This window comes from Enterobacter cloacae complex sp. GF14B, from assembly GCF_004136805.1.
Taxonomy (GTDB): Bacteria; Pseudomonadota; Gammaproteobacteria; order Enterobacterales; family Enterobacteriaceae; genus Enterobacter; species Enterobacter hormaechei_C.
In genome coordinates, this window is sequence record NZ_QFRV01000001.1 from 116408 (window position 1) to 134133 (window position 17726).

The 17726-nt window shown below is 56.1% G+C and carries 17 protein-coding genes and 1 other annotated feature; of the genes, 5 read left to right on the forward strand and 12 right to left on the reverse strand.

From position 1 onward, the window contains the following. Window position 1 precedes the first annotated feature (1 nt). The 4 genes from thrA to yjjY all read right to left on the reverse strand — a co-directional run bounded on the left by thrA (window position 2) and on the right by yjjY (window position 4051). The gene (thrA, locus tag DD606_RS00495; RefSeq protein WP_003856494.1) at window positions 2-2464 is read right to left on the reverse strand and encodes a bifunctional aspartate kinase/homoserine dehydrogenase I; all 2463 of its coding nucleotides are present in this window, start codon (window positions 2462-2464) and stop codon (window positions 2-4) included. A gap of 24 nt (window positions 2465-2488) precedes the next feature. After that, window positions 2489-2606: a sequence feature (Thr leader region), on the reverse strand. Beyond that, window positions 2545-2613, reverse strand: coding sequence for a thr operon leader peptide (thrL, locus tag DD606_RS00500; RefSeq protein WP_015572623.1), 69 nt, complete (start codon window positions 2611-2613; stop codon window positions 2545-2547). Its footprint overlaps the feature before it by 62 nt. A gap of 211 nt (window positions 2614-2824) precedes the next feature. Next, window positions 2825-3511, reverse strand: a complete 687-nt coding sequence (locus tag DD606_RS00505; protein ID WP_003856496.1) for a tRNA/rRNA methyltransferase — start codon at window positions 3509-3511, stop codon at window positions 2825-2827. Between the two features lie 399 nt (window positions 3512-3910). Beyond that, the gene (gene yjjY / locus DD606_RS00510; RefSeq protein WP_001541509.1) at window positions 3911-4051 is read right to left on the reverse strand and encodes a protein YjjY; all 141 of its coding nucleotides are present in this window, start codon (window positions 4049-4051) and stop codon (window positions 3911-3913) included. Between the two features lie 95 nt (window positions 4052-4146). On the opposite strand from yjjY, the gene arcA reads away from it, so the two are divergent. After that, a complete protein-coding gene (gene arcA, locus DD606_RS00515) occupies window positions 4147-4863 on the forward strand; it encodes a two-component system response regulator ArcA (protein ID WP_003856501.1) in 717 nt (238 codons plus the stop codon). A gap of 48 nt (window positions 4864-4911) precedes the next feature. Here the strand turns inward: arcA and creA are convergent, their stop codons facing one another. Continuing rightward, window positions 4912-5382 carry a protein CreA gene (gene creA / locus DD606_RS00520; RefSeq protein ID WP_003856503.1) on the reverse strand — a complete coding sequence of 157 codons (471 nt, stop codon included), beginning with the start codon at window positions 5380-5382 and terminating at the stop codon, window positions 4912-4914. Window positions 5383-5597: 215 nt separating this feature from the next. Between creA and robA the strand changes: the two genes are divergently transcribed. Beyond that, window positions 5598-6467 (forward strand): MDR efflux pump AcrAB transcriptional activator RobA, encoded by an 870-nt coding sequence (gene robA / locus DD606_RS00525; protein WP_003856504.1) that lies wholly within the window; start codon window positions 5598-5600, stop codon window positions 6465-6467. Here robA and gpmB read toward each other — a convergent pair. Continuing rightward, window positions 6464-7111, reverse strand: a complete 648-nt coding sequence (gene gpmB / locus DD606_RS00530) for a 2,3-diphosphoglycerate-dependent phosphoglycerate mutase GpmB (protein WP_006810187.1) — start codon at window positions 7109-7111, stop codon at window positions 6464-6466. The two genes, robA and gpmB, sit on opposite strands and share 4 nt — an antisense overlap. 48 nt (window positions 7112-7159) lie before the next feature. Between gpmB and yjjX the strand changes: the two genes are divergently transcribed. Beyond that, complete coding sequence (yjjX, locus tag DD606_RS00535; protein ID WP_129258067.1) at window positions 7160-7675, forward strand: inosine/xanthosine triphosphatase; 516 nt, start codon at window positions 7160-7162, stop codon at window positions 7673-7675. Here the strand turns inward: yjjX and trpR are convergent. Together trpR and sltY are read right to left on the reverse strand one after the other, a co-directional pair. Next, on the reverse strand, window positions 7672-7998 hold the full coding sequence (gene trpR / locus DD606_RS00540; RefSeq protein ID WP_021240574.1) for a trp operon repressor: 327 nt from the start codon (window positions 7996-7998) through the stop codon (window positions 7672-7674). The genes yjjX and trpR overlap by 4 nt on opposite strands. A gap of 55 nt (window positions 7999-8053) precedes the next feature. Then, complete coding sequence (gene sltY / locus DD606_RS00545; protein WP_058658752.1) at window positions 8054-9991, reverse strand: murein transglycosylase; 1938 nt, start codon at window positions 9989-9991, stop codon at window positions 8054-8056. Between the two features lie 226 nt (window positions 9992-10217). Between sltY and ettA the strand changes: the two genes are divergently transcribed. Further along, complete coding sequence (gene ettA, locus DD606_RS00550) at window positions 10218-11885, forward strand: energy-dependent translational throttle protein EttA (protein ID WP_003856515.1); 1668 nt, start codon at window positions 10218-10220, stop codon at window positions 11883-11885. A 91-nt stretch (window positions 11886-11976) separates the two neighbouring features. Here the strand turns inward: ettA and DD606_RS00555 are convergent, their stop codons facing one another. Continuing rightward, window positions 11977-12876 (reverse strand): LysR family transcriptional regulator, encoded by a 900-nt coding sequence (locus DD606_RS00555; RefSeq protein ID WP_129258069.1) that lies wholly within the window; start codon window positions 12874-12876, stop codon window positions 11977-11979. Window positions 12877-12984: 108 nt separating this feature from the next. Between DD606_RS00555 and DD606_RS00560 the strand changes: the two genes are divergently transcribed. Then, a complete protein-coding gene (locus DD606_RS00560; RefSeq protein ID WP_022650375.1) occupies window positions 12985-13986 on the forward strand; it encodes a zinc-binding alcohol dehydrogenase family protein in 1002 nt (333 codons plus the stop codon). A gap of 97 nt (window positions 13987-14083) precedes the next feature. Here the strand turns inward: DD606_RS00560 and nadR are convergent, their stop codons facing one another. From nadR to serB, 3 genes are read right to left on the reverse strand one after another with little or no spacing between them, the layout of a single operon-like run. After that, a complete protein-coding gene (gene nadR, locus DD606_RS00565) occupies window positions 14084-15316 on the reverse strand; it encodes a multifunctional transcriptional regulator/nicotinamide-nucleotide adenylyltransferase/ribosylnicotinamide kinase NadR (protein ID WP_003856522.1) in 1233 nt (410 codons plus the stop codon). A gap of 35 nt (window positions 15317-15351) precedes the next feature. Beyond that, entirely contained in the window at window positions 15352-16737 is a 1386-nt protein-coding gene (radA, locus tag DD606_RS00570; protein ID WP_003856523.1) for a DNA repair protein RadA, read from the reverse strand. Window positions 16738-16748: 11 nt separating this feature from the next. Then, window positions 16749-17717: a phosphoserine phosphatase gene (gene serB, locus DD606_RS00575; protein ID WP_003856524.1), complete on the reverse strand. Its 969-nt coding sequence runs from the start codon at window positions 17715-17717 to the stop codon at window positions 16749-16751. Between the last annotated feature and the right edge of the window lie 9 nt (window positions 17718-17726).

Below are 17726 nucleotides of genomic sequence, written 5' to 3' on the forward strand. Positions count from 1 at the left end.
CTTAAACTCCTAACTTCCATGACAGGGTACGCAGCAGATCGGCAAACACACCTGCCGCCGTCACATCATTCCCTGCGCCATAGCCGCGAAGCACCAGCGGCAGTGGCTGATAATAATGGCTGTAGAACGCCAGAGCGTTCTCGCCGTTTTTCACCTTGTACAGCGGATCGTTGCCATCCACTTCGGCAATCTTCACCCGGCAGACGCCGTCTTCTTCAATGTTGCCAACATAGCGCAATACCTTACCTTCATCACGGGCTTTCGCAACGCGTGCGGCAAAGGCATCGTCAAGCTGAGGTAAATTCGCCATAAAGGCGCTGACGTCACCGCTGTCATCAAATTCTGCTGGCAGCACTGGCTCAATCACGATATCAGAAAGCTCCAGCTCGCGGCCGGTCTCGCGCACCAGGATCAGCAGCTTACGCGCCACGTCCATACCGGAGAGGTCGTCCCGCGGATCCGGCTCGGTGTAACCCAGCTCGCGCGCGGCGCGGGTGGCTTCCGACAGGCTCATCCCTTCGTCCAGCTTGCCGAAGATAAACGACAGGGAGCCGGAGAGGATGCCGGAGAAACGCTGTAGTTCGTCGCCCGCGTTCAGCAGGTTTTGCAGGTTCTCGATGACCGGCAGGCCCGCGCCCACGTTGGTGTCATACAGAAACTTGCGGCGCGACTTACTCGCCGCCAGACGCAGCTGGTGATAGTAATCCATCGACGAGGTGTTGGCCTTTTTGTTCGGCGTCACCACGTGGAAACCTTCGCGCAGGAAATCCGCGTACTGATCGGCCACCGCCTGGCTGGAGGTACAGTCAACGATCACCGGGTTAAGCAGGTGATATTCTTTCACCAGACGGATCAGGCGGCCCAGGTTAAACGGCTCTTTCGCCTCTTCCAGCTCCGCCTGCCAGTTTTCCAGGTTCAGACCGTGGACGTTAGTCAGCAACGCTTTCGAGTTCGCAATGCCGCAGACGCGCAGATCGATATGTTTCTTCTTAAGCCACTCCTGCTGACGCTTTACCTGCTCCAGCAGCGCGCCGCCGACGCCGCCGACGCCCACCAGGAACAGCTCAATCACCTGGTCGGTGTTGAACAGCATCTGATGCACCACGCGCACGCCGGTAGTGGCGTCATCGTTATCCACGACAACGGAAATGGAACGCTCGGATGAGCCCTGGGCAATAGCCACGATATTGATATTGGCCCGCGCCAGCGCGGCAAAGAATTTGGCGGAGATACCGCGCAGGGTGCGCATACCGTCGCCGACCACCGAGATAATCGCCAGACGCTCCTGAATGGAAAGCGGCTCCAGCAGCTCTTCTTTCAGCTCCAGATAGAACTCTTCTTCCAGCGCGCGACGGGCGCGCAGGCAATCGCCCTGCGGAACGCAGAAGCTGATGCTGTATTCGGAAGAAGACTGCGTGATCAGCACCACGGAGATCCCGTTGCGGGACATAGCGGCAAAGACGCGTGCCGCCATGCCGACCATGCCCTTCATCCCCGGGCCGGAGACGCTGAACATCGCCATGTTATTGAGGTTAGAAATGCCTTTCACCGGCAGGTCATCTTCATCCGCGCTGGCGCCAATCAGCGTACCCGGCGCCTGCGGATTACCGGTATTCTTAATCAGGCAAGGGATCTGGAACTGGGCAATCGGGGAGATGGTACGCGGGTGAAGAACTTTAGCGCCGAAGTAGGAAAGCTCCATCGCTTCCTGGTACGACATCGACTTCAGCAGCCTGGCATCCGGCACCTGGCGCGGATCGCAGGTATAAACGCCGTCGACATCAGTCCAGATCTCACAACAGTCTGCGCGTAAACAGGCCGCCAGCACCGCAGCGGAGTAGTCAGAGCCGTTACGCCCCAGCACCACCAGTTCGCCCTTCTCGTTACCGGCGGTAAAGCCTGCCATCAGGATCATATGGTCAGACGGGATTTTGCTCGCCGCAATACGGCGTGTCGACTCGGCAATGTCGACGGTGGATTCAAGGTAGTGGCCCACAGCCAGCAGTTTTTCAACCGGATCGATGACCGTCACGTGGTGACCGCGCGCTTCCAGCACGCCTGCCATGATGGCGATAGAGAGTTTTTCACCCCGGCAAATCAGCGCCGCGTTGATGCTGTCCGGGCACTGGCCAAGCAGGCTGATACCGTGAAGAACGTGTTTAATCTGGGCAAATTCAAGTTCAACGGTGCTTTTCAGCTGCGCCAGCGGGAAACCAGGCTGGGCGTCGGCCAGCCCCTGAAGCAGATCGGCGAAGATACGCTCGGCGTCGCTGATATTCGGCAGTGCATCCTGACCACCGATGGTTTTTTCAATCATCGCCACCAGGTGGTTCGTGATTTTGGCCGGGGCAGAGAGCACGGTGGCAACCTGCCCCTGCCTGGCGTTGCTTTCCAGGATATCGGCAACACGCAGAAAACGTTCTGCATTTGCCACTGACGTACCGCCGAACTTCAACACTCGCATGGTTCTACCTCATTTCCTTTAGCCGAAAAAAAAGCCCGCACTGTTCAGGTGCGGGCTTTTTTCTGTTTTTCCTGTACGCGTCAGCCCGCATCGTTACCTGTGGTAATGATGATGGTTGTAGTAATGGTGGTGATGCTGATGCGTTTCATGGATGTTGTGTACTCTGTCATTATTATCTGTCTGTGCTCTATTCTTTTAGGGTTAAAGGATCGAGCCCCTTAAGTCAATGAATTTTTAATTCGATCACAATTCGGGACATTCTCACGTCCCGCTGCGCGCAGATTTATTTTCATCGGAATACCCCAGTTGCAACCCCAGACATCAGCAGGATCGGCCATAATAAAAACCTATGGCACTATTTTACTCCGCTAATTTTTTTTCAATATCATGAAGCAATCGGTGCAGCATTGCCGTGTCACGCTGTTCAAGACGCCCCAGGCGCTGCTGTAACCAGTCCACCATTTTTTGATCGTCAGCGACGCCCAACTGCGCAAGAAGCTTATCTGCACGAACACGCAGTGCCGCCAGCTGGTTTTCATCCGAAACTGTCACCGGTGGCTGAGAAATTTGTATTAAGGATGCTAATTGATAGCAATAGACCATCACCGCCTGCCCCAGATTGAGTGACGGGTAATCCGCCACCATCGGCGCGCCCGTCAGCACGTCAGCCAGCGCCAGCTCTTCGTTAGTCAGCCCGGAATCTTCTCGCCCAAACACCAGCGCGGCTTTCTCCAGCCACTGGCTTTTCTCTTCCAGCATCGGCACCAGTTCAGCAGGCGTGGCGTAATAGTGAAACTTCGCCCGGCTGCGCGCGGTCGTCGCGACGGTAAATGAAATATCGTGGAGTGCGTCGGCGAGCGTAGCGTAAGTGGTTATATTATCGAGAATATCACCCGAACCGTGCGCCACCCAGCGCGCAGCAGGCTCCAGATGCGCCGTGCTGTCCACAATACGCAAATCGGTAAAACCCATAGTCTTCATGGCACGCGCCGCAGCGCCAATATTTTCAGCTCTTGCTGGTGCCACCAGCACAATCGACAGATGCATTTACGCTCTCTTTTTAATCAGTTAGCAGGTAAAAATGTGATTCAGTTCAACATATTACGCAGCACGAATTTACATTTTTGCAACACAAATCACCGAAATAGCGTTTCATAACAATTAAAAAAAGCTAAACTATTTTGTGGCTGAACAATCAGTTAGAATGTTAACAGAAGACCATTATCCTTATGTTTTGTAATGATAATGACCATATGAATACTCTTTTCTGATTGGATTCGTACCGTTTATCAATCAATGTCCGCAACTAGTTGGTTTATTGAAAAATTGTGACAAAGGCTAGCATTCAGCTACGATGATTTCATCAAACTGTTAACGTGCTACAATTGAACTTGATATATGTCAACGAAGCGTAGTTTTATTGGGTGTCCGGTGTCACTTAGCCTGTTATGTTGCTGTTAAAATGGTTAGGATGACAGCCGTTTTTGACACTGTCGGGTCCAAAGGGAAAGTACCCACGACCAAGCTAATGATGTTGTTGACGTTGATGGAAAGTGCATCAAGAACGCAATTACGTACTTTAGTCACGTTAAGCCGATCATGTTAATTTGCGACATGCATCAGGCAGGTCAGGGACTTTTGTACTTCCTGTTTCGATTTAGTTGGCAATTTAGGTAGCAAACATGCAGACCCCGCACATTCTTATCGTTGAAGACGAGTTGGTAACACGCAACACGTTAAAGAGCATTTTCGAAGCAGAAGGCTACGATGTCTTTGAAGCGACCGATGGCGCAGAGATGCATCAGATCCTTTCTGAAAATGATATCAACCTGGTGATTATGGATATCAACCTGCCGGGCAAAAACGGGCTTCTTCTGGCGCGCGAACTGCGTGAACAGGCGAACGTCGCGTTGATGTTCCTGACAGGCCGTGACAACGAGGTTGATAAAATTCTTGGTCTGGAAATCGGCGCGGATGACTACATCACCAAGCCGTTCAACCCTCGCGAGTTAACCATTCGTGCACGCAACCTGCTGTCCCGCACCATGAATCTGGGTACGGTCAGTGAAGAGCGTCGTAGCGTCGACAGCTACAAATTCAACGGCTGGGAACTTGATATCAACAGCCGTTCGCTGATTAGCCCGAACGGTGAGCAGTACAAACTGCCGCGCAGTGAATTCCGCGCGATGCTGCACTTCTGCGAGAACCCGGGCAAGATTCAGTCTCGTGCAGAACTGCTGAAGAAAATGACCGGTCGTGAGTTGAAGCCACACGATCGTACCGTTGACGTAACCATCCGTCGTATTCGTAAACATTTCGAATCTACGCCTGATACGCCGGAAATCATCGCCACGATCCATGGTGAAGGCTATCGTTTCTGCGGTGACCTCCAGGAGTAATCCTCACGTCACGCAGTAAAGAACGGCGCATTTGCGCCGTTTTTTTTATCAATGCCACGGCATAATCGGCACCGCGCTAATCGCGTTTTTCGGTGAGCCTTCCACGACTTTGTCCGAGTAGGCCAGATAAGCCAGGGTGTTACGCTTCGCGTCATAAAAACGGACCACCTGTAGCTTTTTGAACACCAACGAGGTCCGTTTCTGGAATACAACGTCGCCCTGCGCTTTGCCGTTTTTAATTTTGTCACTCAATTCCACCGGTCCAACCTGCTGGCAGGAGATGGCCGCGTCAGACGTGTCTTCAGCCAGCCCCAGGCCGCCTTTAATCCCGCCGGTCTTCGCCCGGCTGACATAGCAGGTGACGTTTTTAACGTCCGGATCGTCAAACGCCTCCACCACAATTTTGTGGTCCGGCCCAAACATTTTAAACACGGTATCCACGGAGCCAATTTGCTCCGCCTGCGCCACGCGCCCTGCCATCAGCGCCAGTGCTGCAAAGACTAAAACCTTGTATTTCATATTGTTACCATTCATAAAAAATTACGCTGAGCGATTATTCAACAGGTTAGATAAAAATGTAGCAAGATCACAGGATTAGAATATATCCGCACATAAATCACCATAAAAAGCATTTATGCGCAAAAAAAACACTGAATGCTAAAACGTCAAAAAATGCTATTATCCGCTAACCTGTAAACAGGCACCTGCGGCAGTTTTAAGGATGAGGATAGTATATGGATCAGGCTGGAATTATTCGCGACCTGCTCACCTGGCTGGAAGGTCATCTCGACCAGCCATTGTCACTGGATAATGTGGCGGCAAAAGCAGGCTATTCCAAGTGGCATCTGCAAAGGATGTTCAAGGATGTCACCGGTCATGCTATCGGTGCCTATATTCGCGCACGTCGTTTATCAAAGTCTGCTGTTGCGTTGCGCCTGACCGCGCGACCAATCCTTGATATTGCCCTGCAATATCGTTTCGATTCACAGCAAACTTTCACCCGCGCCTTTAAAAAGCAGTTCTCGTTAACGCCAGCGCTTTATCGCCGCTCGCCGGACTGGAGCTCCTTTGGTATGCGTCCGCCGCTGCGTCTGGGCGAGTTTGCGATGCCAAAATATGAAATCATCACCCTGCCAGAAACGCACCTGGTCGGCACCACGCAGAGCTACTCCTGTTCCCTTGAGCAGATCTCCGAGTTCCGCCATCAGATGCGCGTTCAGTTCTGGCGCGAATTTTTAAGCCATGCTCCGGCGATCCCGCCGATTCTGTATGGTTTGAACGAAACGCATCCAAGCCAGGAAAAAGATGACGAGCAGGAGGTGTTCTATACCACGGCGCTGACGCCTGATATGGCGAACGGTTACATTCATGGCTCGAAGCCTGTCGTGCTGGAAGGCGGCGAGTATGTGATGTTCTCATACGAAGGTTTAGGAACGGGCGTTCAGGAGTTCATCCTGACCGTTTACGGGACCTGCATGCCGATGCTGAATCTGAATCGCCGTAAAGGTCAGGACATTGAGCGCTACTATCCGGCGCAAGATGCTAAACCGGAAGAAGGCCCTATCAATCTGCGTATGGAATTCCTGATTCCGGTACGTCGTTAACGCTGCAATTCGTCCAGTGCAGGGGCATCAAGATGCGAAATGTCCCCTGCCATCTCAACCACCCACCCCGATGCCAGCCAGGCACTTTCCTGATAGTCGATACGGGAAATGGAACAGTTGCGCAGACGCAAACGGCGTTCGGCGTAAGCCGGCAGTCCCAGAATGGTGCTCACCAGACAACCCAGCGCGATACCGTGGCTCACCAGCAGCGGTCGGCTACCTGCCGGGAGTTTCAGGCACTCGGCCAGCGCGGCATGCATGCGCACGCTCAGCTCCTGCATGGATTCACCCTCAGGGATGCGACCATCTTCAGTGCCGTTCACCAGCGTGCGGCGCCAGCCTTCTTCGGTTTCCGTCAGCGTATCGATAGGACGTTTTTCCAGCACGCCCATATCCAGCTCGCGCAGACGCGGTTCGAGGGTCACGTCGCAGCCACAGGCATCGGCGATGATGCGTGCCGTCTGCTGTGTGCGGCCTAAATCACTGGAGATGACGTGAGTGATGCCCAGCGTTCTGGCACGCTCCGCCACCTGCCACGCTTGCTGCACACCTTTGTCGGTGAGAGGACTGTCTGACTGGCCTTGAATACGTCGCTCGGCGTTCCACTGCGTTTCACCGTGGCGAACAAGGTATACCTGTAACATGCTTTTTTTCCGTTATACTGCGATGAATTTTTTAAATCGAGCTTAATTATGCACCATGTTGTCTCTGCTACCACCAATCCTGCCAAAATTCAGGCAATTCTAAGGGCATTTGACGAGATCTTCGGCGCAGGATCCTGCCATATTGACGCCATCGGCGTCGAGAGTGGCGTTCCTGAACAGCCGTTTGGCAGCGAGGAAACGCGCGCTGGCGCACGAAATCGCGTGGCAAATGCCAGAGCTGCGGCCCCGGATGCGGACTTTTGGGTGGCGATTGAAGCCGGTATCGACGAAGGCGCAACCTTTAGCTGGGTGGTGATCGAAAGCCGCGAGCAGCGCGGCGAGGCGCGTTCAGCCACCCTGCCGCTGCCGGAGATTATTCTGGAAAAAGTCCGCGCGGGTGAAGCGCTTGGGCCGGTGATGTCGCAGTACACCGGCATTGATGAGATTGGCCGTAAAGAAGGGGCGATTGGCGTCTTTACCGCAGGCGCGCTGACGCGTTCAGGCGTTTATCATCAGGCAGTGATCCTGGCGTTAAGCCCGTTCCATAACGCGATCTATCGTTAGGCGTTTTTCAACAACACCGCTTCCAGCCACTGGCGCAGCTCAACGGGCGCCGACTTCAGGCTGTTTGAACCACGGGTAATGGTCGCGATGCCCGCGCCCAGCTCGTTTTTCAGCTCGCGCTGGCTCATTTCGCCGCGCAGCAGCTCTTCAATGATCCGCACGCGCGTGCCCAGCGCCTCACGCTCGTCTGGCGTGAGCATTAGCTGCATCAGGGGTAAATGCAAATCCTGCTCATAAGACTGGCGGAGCAACTCCACAAAACGAAGCCACTCCTGATGACGCTGTTCGGCCATGGCCGAGGAATACGGGGAATGCTGGGTCATGTTATGCTGCCTCTTGTACTCATTAGCGAGTACAGCATAACACAACCCACGCCGATCAGTAACGTCTCTGCCACTCGGCATCGCTCATCAGGGTATCTTTCTGCCCCATGAAGTAGCGATAGTAGGCGTCATAGGCCAGCACGTTCTTCACATAGCCGCGCGTTTCCGAGAACGGAATGCTCTCGACAAACGCCACGGCGTCGATACGCCCTGCGCTGTTACCAAGCCATGTCCGCACGCGGCCTGGCCCGGCGTTGTACGCCGCTGACGCGAAGATACGGTTATTACCGAACTGCTGATAGACGTACTGCAAGTAGCTGGTACCGATGTTGATGTTGGTCTCCGGATCCAGCAGCTGGGACGGGCTGCTGTAGCCTGGAATATTAAACATCTTCACCGTGTGCGTCGCGGTGCCCGGCATAATCTGCATCAGGCCGCTGGCACCCACTGGTGAACGCACTTTCGGGTTCCAGGCGCTCTCCTGACGGGCAATGGCCATCGCGTAGCTTTGCGGAATATCTTTGCCGCTGGTGTAGCGATCGAACAGATCCTTATAAGCCAGCGGGAAACGCTCTTCGAGATGATCCCACAGTTTGCCGGCGATCGTCGCCTGCACGCTCAGATCCCACCAGCGATTATCAAACGCATAGCGGGCAAGCTGCGCTTTCTCATCAGTGGTACGGCTGGTGACCAGATTCGCCCATTCGCTGCGCGCGGTATTATCCAGATTCCAGTACATCAGCTCGCGCACGCGCGCCATTTCCGGCCCCTGCGTCAGCGCCGGGTTCGCGTTGGCTGGCGCTTTGTCGATCTTCAGGGTGTACTCCTCGCCCAGACGCTGCGCCGCCGCCATCGGGTAGAATCCGCGCTGCTGCATCAGGGAGTGGAGGATCTCTTTGGCTTCATCGTCACGACCACGTTCCAGCAGCAGGTCTGCCTGCCAGTAACGCCATTCATCTTTCTCTTTGGCATCCATCGGCAGACGCGCCAGCCAGGTATTGAGGCCGCGACGATCGCCCGTTCCCAGCGCCATGCGCACGCGACGCTCCACCAGCGAGACAGAGTTTGAACGCATCACCGCATCATCACGCCAGCGCGCCTGTTCGTCGGTGACATCTGTTCCCATCAGTCGCCATGCCACGATATCGCGCAGCTCCTGAGTTTGATCGTCATTAAGCTGCTGGGCATGCACCAGCTGCGGGATCATCAGCCTGGCGTTTTCCACATCATCACGCGCCACGCTGGCAAAGGCCACCGCCGCCATCTGGCGGGTAAAATCGGTCGCGCCGGTGGTACGCGCAAACGTCAGCACGGTATTGGGATCGTTTGCAAGACTGATAACGGCAGACGCAATGGTCTGATAATCTGCGGGCATCTGGCCCGCCAGTACGGTGACCAGCCGGGTGTTTCCGGCCTTCATCGCCAGGCGAATACGTTCCAGGTAAGAGAGCGGATCCTGCTTGCCCGAGGCGCGCCAGGCGCTGAACAGCGGGTCACAGGCGTTTGGCTGGCTTTTGCCCGTCAACCACAGCTCTTTCGCACCGACCCAGGCTTCCTCCTGCTGACCGGTCGCCCATTTCGCATAATAGTAATTACACTGCGCTTCCGTCGCGCCCGGCTTGTCCGGGCTGAAGGCCAGCAGGCCGCGCCAGTCTTCGCGACGGGCAAGCTCGTTCACGAACCGGGACTTCAGGGTGCGCGCAGGCGGCAGGGTCGGGTTCGCCTGAATGAAGTTATTCACGGTGACGGTCGGCTGGTTCATCAGATCGTCCGTGATCTGGCGATACTCCAGATACGGATACAGCGGATAATCCTTGAGCGTCGGCATCAGCGCCTGCACGGTATCCATCTGCTTGTTGTCCCATGCCTGTTTAATCTGGGCATAGCGGTTACGTTGTTCATCCAGTGAATCGGCATGCACCGCCTGGCTTACCGCCATTACGCATACGCTGGCAGCCAGCAGACGCCAGACCACCCGTTTGGCTTTTTCCACAAGCTCTTCCTCATTGTTTTTCGTCAGTTGCAGCGTCTTGCCACGTCAAAGTTACATCAACTTATGCTAACCAGGCATCCCACAACGCGCCACGTCATGGACACTTTTTTACCTTTCTTGCGCGTTTTAACACTCCCGACGTTCCTGGCTGGGATTAGGGCGTGAAAAAGGCTACACTTCGAGGCTGAAATTCATTCTCATCACGATAAAAGAGGCGAAGTCCAACGTGGCTCAATTCGTTTATACCATGCATCGTGTCGGCAAAGTTGTCCCGCCGAAACGTCATATTCTTAAAAATATCTCGCTGAGCTTCTTCCCGGGCGCAAAAATCGGTGTTCTGGGTCTCAACGGTGCCGGTAAGTCCACCCTGCTGCGCATCATGGCCGGCATCGATACAGACATCGAAGGTGAAGCCCGTCCGCAGCCTGGCATTAAGATCGGCTACCTGCCGCAGGAACCTCAGCTGAACCCGGAGCACACCGTGCGTGAATCCGTTGAAGAAGCGGTATCCGAGGTGGTTAACGCCCTGAAAGGTCTGGATGAAGTGTATGCCAAATACGCCGAGCCGGATGCGGACTTCGACAAACTGGCCGCTCAGCAGGGCAAATATGAGGAAATTATCCAGGCGCACGATGGTCACAACCTGAACGTGCAGCTGGAGCGCGCGGCTGATGCCCTGCGTCTGCCAGACTGGGATGCGAAAATCGCAAACCTGTCCGGTGGTGAACGCCGCCGCGTGGCGCTGTGCCGCCTGCTGCTGGAAAAACCAGACATGCTGCTGCTCGACGAACCGACCAACCACCTGGATGCCGAATCCGTGGCGTGGCTGGAGCGCTTCCTGCATGACTTCGAAGGCACCGTGGTAGCGATTACCCACGACCGTTACTTCCTCGACAACGTTGCGGGCTGGATCCTGGAGCTGGACCGCGGCGAAGGTATTCCGTGGGAAGGCAACTACTCCTCCTGGCTGGAGCAGAAAGACCAGCGTCTGGCGCAGGAAGCGTCTCAGGAAGCCGCCCGCCGTAAGTCTATTGAGAAAGAGCTGGAGTGGGTGCGTCAGGGCGCGAAAGGCCGTCAGTCTAAGGGCAAAGCCCGTCTGGCACGCTTCGAAGAGCTGAACAACACCGAATACCAGAAACGTAACGAAACCAACGAACTGTTTATTCCACCTGGAGCTCGTCTGGGGGATAAAGTGGTTGAAGTGACTAACCTGCGTAAGTCCTACGGCGACCGCGTGCTGATCGACGATCTGACCTTCTCCGTTCCGAAAGGCGCTATCGTCGGCATCATCGGTCCGAACGGCGCGGGTAAATCCACCCTGTTCCGCATGATGTCTGGTCAGGAACAGCCTGACAGCGGCTCTATCACCCTGGGTGAGACCGTGAAGCTGGCCTCCGTTGACCAGTTCCGCGACGCGATGGACAACAGCAAAACCGTGTGGGAAGAAGTCTCCGGCGGTCTGGATATCATGCGTATCGGCAACACCGAGATGCCAAGCCGCGCCTATGTTGGCCGCTTTAACTTCAAGGGCACCGACCAGGGCAAACGCGTAGGCGAGCTGTCCGGCGGTGAGCGCGGTCGTCTGCACCTGGCAAAACTGCTCCAGGTTGGCGGCAACGTTCTGCTGCTCGATGAACCCACCAACGACCTGGACATCGAAACCCTGCGCGCGCTGGAAAACGCCCTGCTGGAGTTCCCGGGCTGCGCGATGGTTATCTCGCACGACCGCTGGTTCCTGGACCGTATCGCGACCCACATCCTGGACTACCAGGACGAAGGTAAGGTGGAGTTCTTCGAAGGTAACTTCACCGAATACGAAGAGTACAAGAAACGCACGCTGGGCGCAGACGCGCTTGAGCCGAAGCGTATTAAGTACAAGCGTATTGCGAAATAAAAGCAAAACGGCAACTTCGGTTGCCGTTTTTTATGTTTGTTCCCTCTCCCCGTGGGAGAGGGCCAGGGTGAGGGCATCAGGCCGCACAAAATCACCCGCCCACGTAATACCGCTTCACCTCATCAAACTGCATCGCAAAGTCGATATAGCTCATCAGCGCAGGCGAATTGAGCTTACGACTCGGGTAGGCCAGCCAGAGATCGTTTCCCTCAACGCTCCACGCCGACAACACCTTCACCAGCGCGCCCTTTTCGATCTTATCTTCCAGCAGGAATGCGGGTAACAGCGTGATCCCCGCCCCGGCAATGGCGCATTCCCTGGCGTACACCAGATTATCCGTCATATGAGCGTTATCCGGCAGGTAGCGGTAATCCTCATTCTCGCTTCGCAGAAGCCACTCCGACCATGCCCGGTGCGTAATGCAGCGATGCTCCACCAGCTGTCGGGGATGAATTAACGGCTCCCGGCGTGCCAGGTAGTCGGGCGAGGCCAGCATGTAGCGCGGACAGTGCCCAATCATGCGGCCAATCAGGGAAGAATCCTGCGGTTTGCCGGTGCGCAGCGCCACGTCAAAGCCAGACTCGACCAGATCCACCACGTCGTCTGAGATCGACACATCCAGTGACACGTCCGGATAGCGAAGCTGGAACTCGGCATTCATATGCGCCAGCAGCGTCGCGCCAATTCCTGCCGGACAGGTGATCCGCAGCCGCCCGCTGGGGTTTTCTCGCAGCCGCTGAATGGCATACTCCGCGCGCTCGCTGGCCGCCAGCATCTCGCGACAGTGCACCAGATAGTGCTCGCCCGCAAACGTCAGGCTTATTCTGCGCGTCGTGCGATTCAACAGACGGATCCCCACCAGCTGCTCCAGCTGGCTAATGCGCTGGCTGACGCTGGATTTTGGCAGTTCCGCCTTCTGCGCCGCCGCGGTAAAGCTGCCCATCTCGGCCACCAGCGCAAACAGTGCCATATCCTGAAGCTGTTTAAACATGATTGTTCACTCTGTACGAACGCTGAGTTCTGGATTGTCCATCTTATCATGCGGCTGACCACTTAATAGACTAGCCTCAACAAAACGAATGCCATTGAGGAGCACACCATGTCAGTGAAAGCCATTGCCGTTAACCCAGAAAATCCCTCCACCTTCGTTGAAATCACCCCGCCGATGCCGCAGCCCGGCGAACACGATCTGCTGGTGGAGGTGAAAGCCGTCTCCGTAAACCCGGTGGACACCAAGGTACATGCAGGCATTGCTAAAAGCGGGCTGAAGGAGCCGCGCATTCTCGGGTGGGATGCCAGCGGGATCGTAAAAGCCGTTGGGGCTGGCGTCACCGGATTCAAACCGGGTGACGAAGTGTGGTACGCGGGGGATATCACCCGACCGGGCAGCAATACCACACATCAGCTGATCGATGCGCGCATTGTCGGGCACAAGCCTGCAAGCCTTGACTGGGCCGCCGCGGCTGCACTGCCGCTGACGGCGCTCACCGCGTGGGAAGGCCTGTTTGAACGGCTGAAGATTCAGGATGCCGACGCAGATAAAACGCTGCTGATTATTGGCGGCGCGGGCGGGGTGGGATCGCTGGCGATCCCGTTTGCGAAGCACAACAGCAAGGTAAAGGTGATCGCAACGGCGTCCCGTGAAGATTCCGCCCGGTGGTGCCGCGATCGCGGTGCAGATGTGGTGGTGAACTACCGCGATCTGAAAGGCGAACTGGCGAAGCACGGGCTGACCTTTGTGGATTACATTTTCATCCTCAACGACACCGACGGGCACTGGGATGCGGTCAGCGACCTGATTGCACCGCAGGGGCATATCTGTTCCATCGTTGAGAATGAACATCCGCTGAACCAGGACAAGCTGAAGTCCAAATCCGCCGCGCTGCACTGGGAATTTATGTACACCCGCAGCATGTATCAGACGGCGGATATGGCGCGTCAGGGAGAGATCCTGGACGAAGTCGCGAAGCTGGTGGATAACGGCGTAGTGGAAAGTTCGCTCAGCGAAACGCTGCACGGGCTAAGCGTGGAAAGCATTACCGAAGCGCACCGCAAGGTGCTGGAGGGGCATATGCGTGGGAAGGTGGTGGTTGAGTATTGATTGGACTGATTCCCTTACCCTGGCCCTCTCCTAAAGGGAGAGGGTGATTAAAGTCCCCTCTCCCTTTGGGAGAGGGTTAGGGTGAGGGGTAAATCTTTTACCCCTGCTCCCCCATCATCTCCTTCACCAGCTCGACGCAGCGCAGGAAACGGGTGTCGTAGTCCGACTCTTCCACATGGACAAACTCAACGTTGTTCTCGTTAAGCATCTCTACCAGCATGGTCTGGAACTCACGCCTGTCCACGGAGCTGCCCAGGCTGCGCATGCCGTCGGCCACCCATGGGGTGTTGTTTTCCAGCAGGATCACCAGGTCAAAGCGGTATTCGTCAATCAGCGCCTGCACAAACGGGTGCTCGCGCCCCTCGTACTTTTTGCAGAACGCCTGCGTGGTGACGAAATCGGTATCAATAAAGGCGACTTTATTGGCGTATTTCACCGCGAAATCAATGTACTGGGCATGACCGAGCGCGATTTTATCGTAGTCGGAATACTGCAACGCCATCTCGTCGCCGCCAAGGTGTGAAAAGACATAATCGCGGCCATACTCCCACGCGCTGGTGGTGTTGAAGATGTTCGCCAGCTTATTGACCAGCGTCGATTTCCCGCTCGACTCGCCGCCGAGGATCGCCACCGTACGCACGAAGAACGGCTTCACCTCGGTCGGGATGTAGTCCCAGTAACGGAACGGGTTCTCGCGAATCTGCGCCCCGCTGATGTTCATGAAGGTGCGTTTAGGATCGATCAGCACCGTCTCGATACCCAGATGCTCGCGGAACTGCGGCGCGTCGGACTCTTCAGAGGTGTAGATCCAGTTAGGCGCAATGCCCTTCTCTTCCATAAACGCTTTGATGCCGTTGCTCCACACGTCCCAGCCGTGCGGATACGGCTCCATGCCCTCTTCGTTAAAGGCATGAATACGAATATTTTTCTGATATTTAAAGGTCTGAAGCAGCCAGCGCAGGCGGTCCGGCACGGTGGGCTGCTGCGACATGGCGCTGTCTTCAAACAGCTGGCGATCGCGGGTTTCATCATAACCCATGATGATATGCAGCTCGTCGACCTGGCTACAGGCGCGCTGGATCAGATAGATATGCCCGGTATGCAGCGGGTAGAACTTACCGAACACCACGCCAATGTTCTTTTGCATCCGCGGAAATTCAAGCCCCAGAAAACGGTGCAGCGCTTCCAGCTTCTGCGCGCTGGGGCTTTTGATTTTGGCGTTCAGCAGTTGGCTCAGGTAGCCCTTGGTCATGCCGCTGGCGTCCGCCACCTGCTGCAACGTGCAGCCCTTCTGGCGGATAGCGGTCTTGATGTAGTCAAATGATGACATAAATTACGGTGCCTCCTGCAAAATCGAATACGTAATTATAAGTCGTCAAAGACATTTAACGCATCTGCGAGTTTTTTAACGCCAAAAACCTGCATCCCTTCCGGAATTTTTTTCGGCACGTTGGCGGCCGGAACAATCGCGCGGCGGAAGCCATGTTTTGCCGCTTCGGAGATACGCTCCTGACCGCTCGGCACCGGACGGATCTCGCCGGCCAGCCCTACCTCACCAAATACCACCAGATCCTGCGGCAACGGTCTGTCGCGCAGGCTGGAGACCATTGCCAGCAGCAGCGCCAGGTCCGCGCTGGTTTCCGTAACCTTCACCCCACCAACCACGTTGACGAACACATCCTGATCCGCCATTTGCAGACCGCCGTGACGGTGCAGCACCGCCAGCAGGATCGCCAGGCGGTTCTGTTCCAGACCGACCGCCACGCGCCGCGGGTTGCCCATCATCGAGTGATCCACCAGCGCCTGAATTTCAACCAGCAGCGGACGCGTTCCTTCCCACAGCACCATCACCGAACTCCCGGACGTGATCTCGTCGCCACGGCTCAGGAAGATGGCCGACGGGTTGCTGACTTCGCGAAGCCCCTGCTCGGTCATGGCAAACACGCCCAGCTCATTCACCGCGCCAAAGCGGTTTTTATGGCTGCGCAGGGTACGAAAACGGGAATCCGCATCGCCATCGAGCATCACCGAGCAGTCGATACAGTGTTCAAGCACTTTCGGTCCCGCCAGCGAGCCGTCTTTGGTCACATGACCAACCATCACAATCGCCACGCCGCGCGTTTTGGCAAAGCGCGTCAGGTAGGCCGCGGTTTCACGCACCTGCGCCACGCTTCCCGGTGACGACTGAATGTCAGCCATATGCATCACCTGAATGGAGTCGATCACCATCAGCTTCGGCTGCTCTTCTTCGGCGATCATGCAGATCTGCTCGATGCTGGTTTCCGACAGCATATTCAGATTGCCGGTCGGCAGGCCGAGGCGGTGCGCGCGCATCGCCACCTGCTGGAGTGATTCTTCCCCCGTGACGTACAGGGTTTTCATCTGTTCGGCGAGCTTGCAGAGCGTTTGCAGCAGCAGGGTCGATTTACCCGCGCCCGGGTTACCGCCGATCAGAATGGCGCTGCCCGGCACTACGCCACCGCCGAGCACGCGGTCAAATTCTTTGAATCCGGTTGAGAAGCGCGGCAGCGCCTCAAGGCTGATATCCGAAAGTTTTTGTACCTTCGACACGCCTGCATTGCCCGCATAGCCGCTCAGCCGTTCATTGCGGGCCACGCTCGGCGAAGCCGCCACACCACGCACTTCGGTGATGGTGTTCCAGGCATGACAGGCGCTGCATTGCCCCTGCCAGCGCGGATAATCCGCACCACATTCATTACAGACAAATGCGCGTTTTGGAGCTTTCGCCACGGTTTACCTCGTTATTTTTGATTAATGCTGCCGGAGAGAATACAGAACACCCCCATCAGATCAGCATGACGGATAGTGACTTCCGTCTTTTCATTCACTTTCGGTTTGGCATGGTAGGCAATACCCAGCCCGGCAACTTTGATCATCGGCAGATCGTTCGCGCCATCGCCGATGGCGACGGTCTGCTCGACCGGGATGGCATATTTCTCTGCCAGACGCGTCAGCGTATTGGCTTTGTACTGCGCATCCACGATGTCGCCGATGACCTGTCCGGTGAGTTTGCCGTCCATGATCTCCAGCTCGTTTGCCACCACGGTGGTCAGACGCAGCTTGTCACGCAGGTAGTCGGCAAAGAAGGTGAACCCGCCGGAGGCAATCGCCACTTTCCAGCCGAGCGTCTCCAGCTTGAGTACCAGCTGCGTAAGCCCAGGCATCAGGGGCAGTTCATCGCGCACCTGACGCAAAATGTTAGCATCGGCCCCCTTCAGGGTCGCCACGCGCTGTCTCAGGCTGGCGGTGAAATCCAGCTCGCCGCGCATCGCGCGCTCGGTGACTTCCGCCACCAGCTCTCCGCTGCCCGCCAGTTTAGCAATCTCGTCAATACACTCGATCTGAATGGCGGTGGAGTCCATGTCCATTACCAGCAGGCCGGGCGTTTTCAGGTGCGGAATTTTGCCGAGGGGAGCAACGTCCAGCCCGGCGTCGTGCGCCAGACGCGTGGCGCGCTGCGTCAGGGACCCCGCCAGGCGAATGACCTGATAATCTTCCACACACCAGGCCGCAACGATGACCATCGCTGCGCCCAGTTTGGTTTGATACTGGGTGAGGCGTTGCTTATCCAGGCCGCGTCCGTACAGCAGCCAGCCGCTACGGCCAGCGTGGTAATCGAGAGGCATCACCTCATCGCCACTTAAAGAGAGCGGCAATCCTGGCCATAAAGAGACATCCGTTGGCAGGTCGCACCAGGTAATGTTCGGCATTGAAGCTCC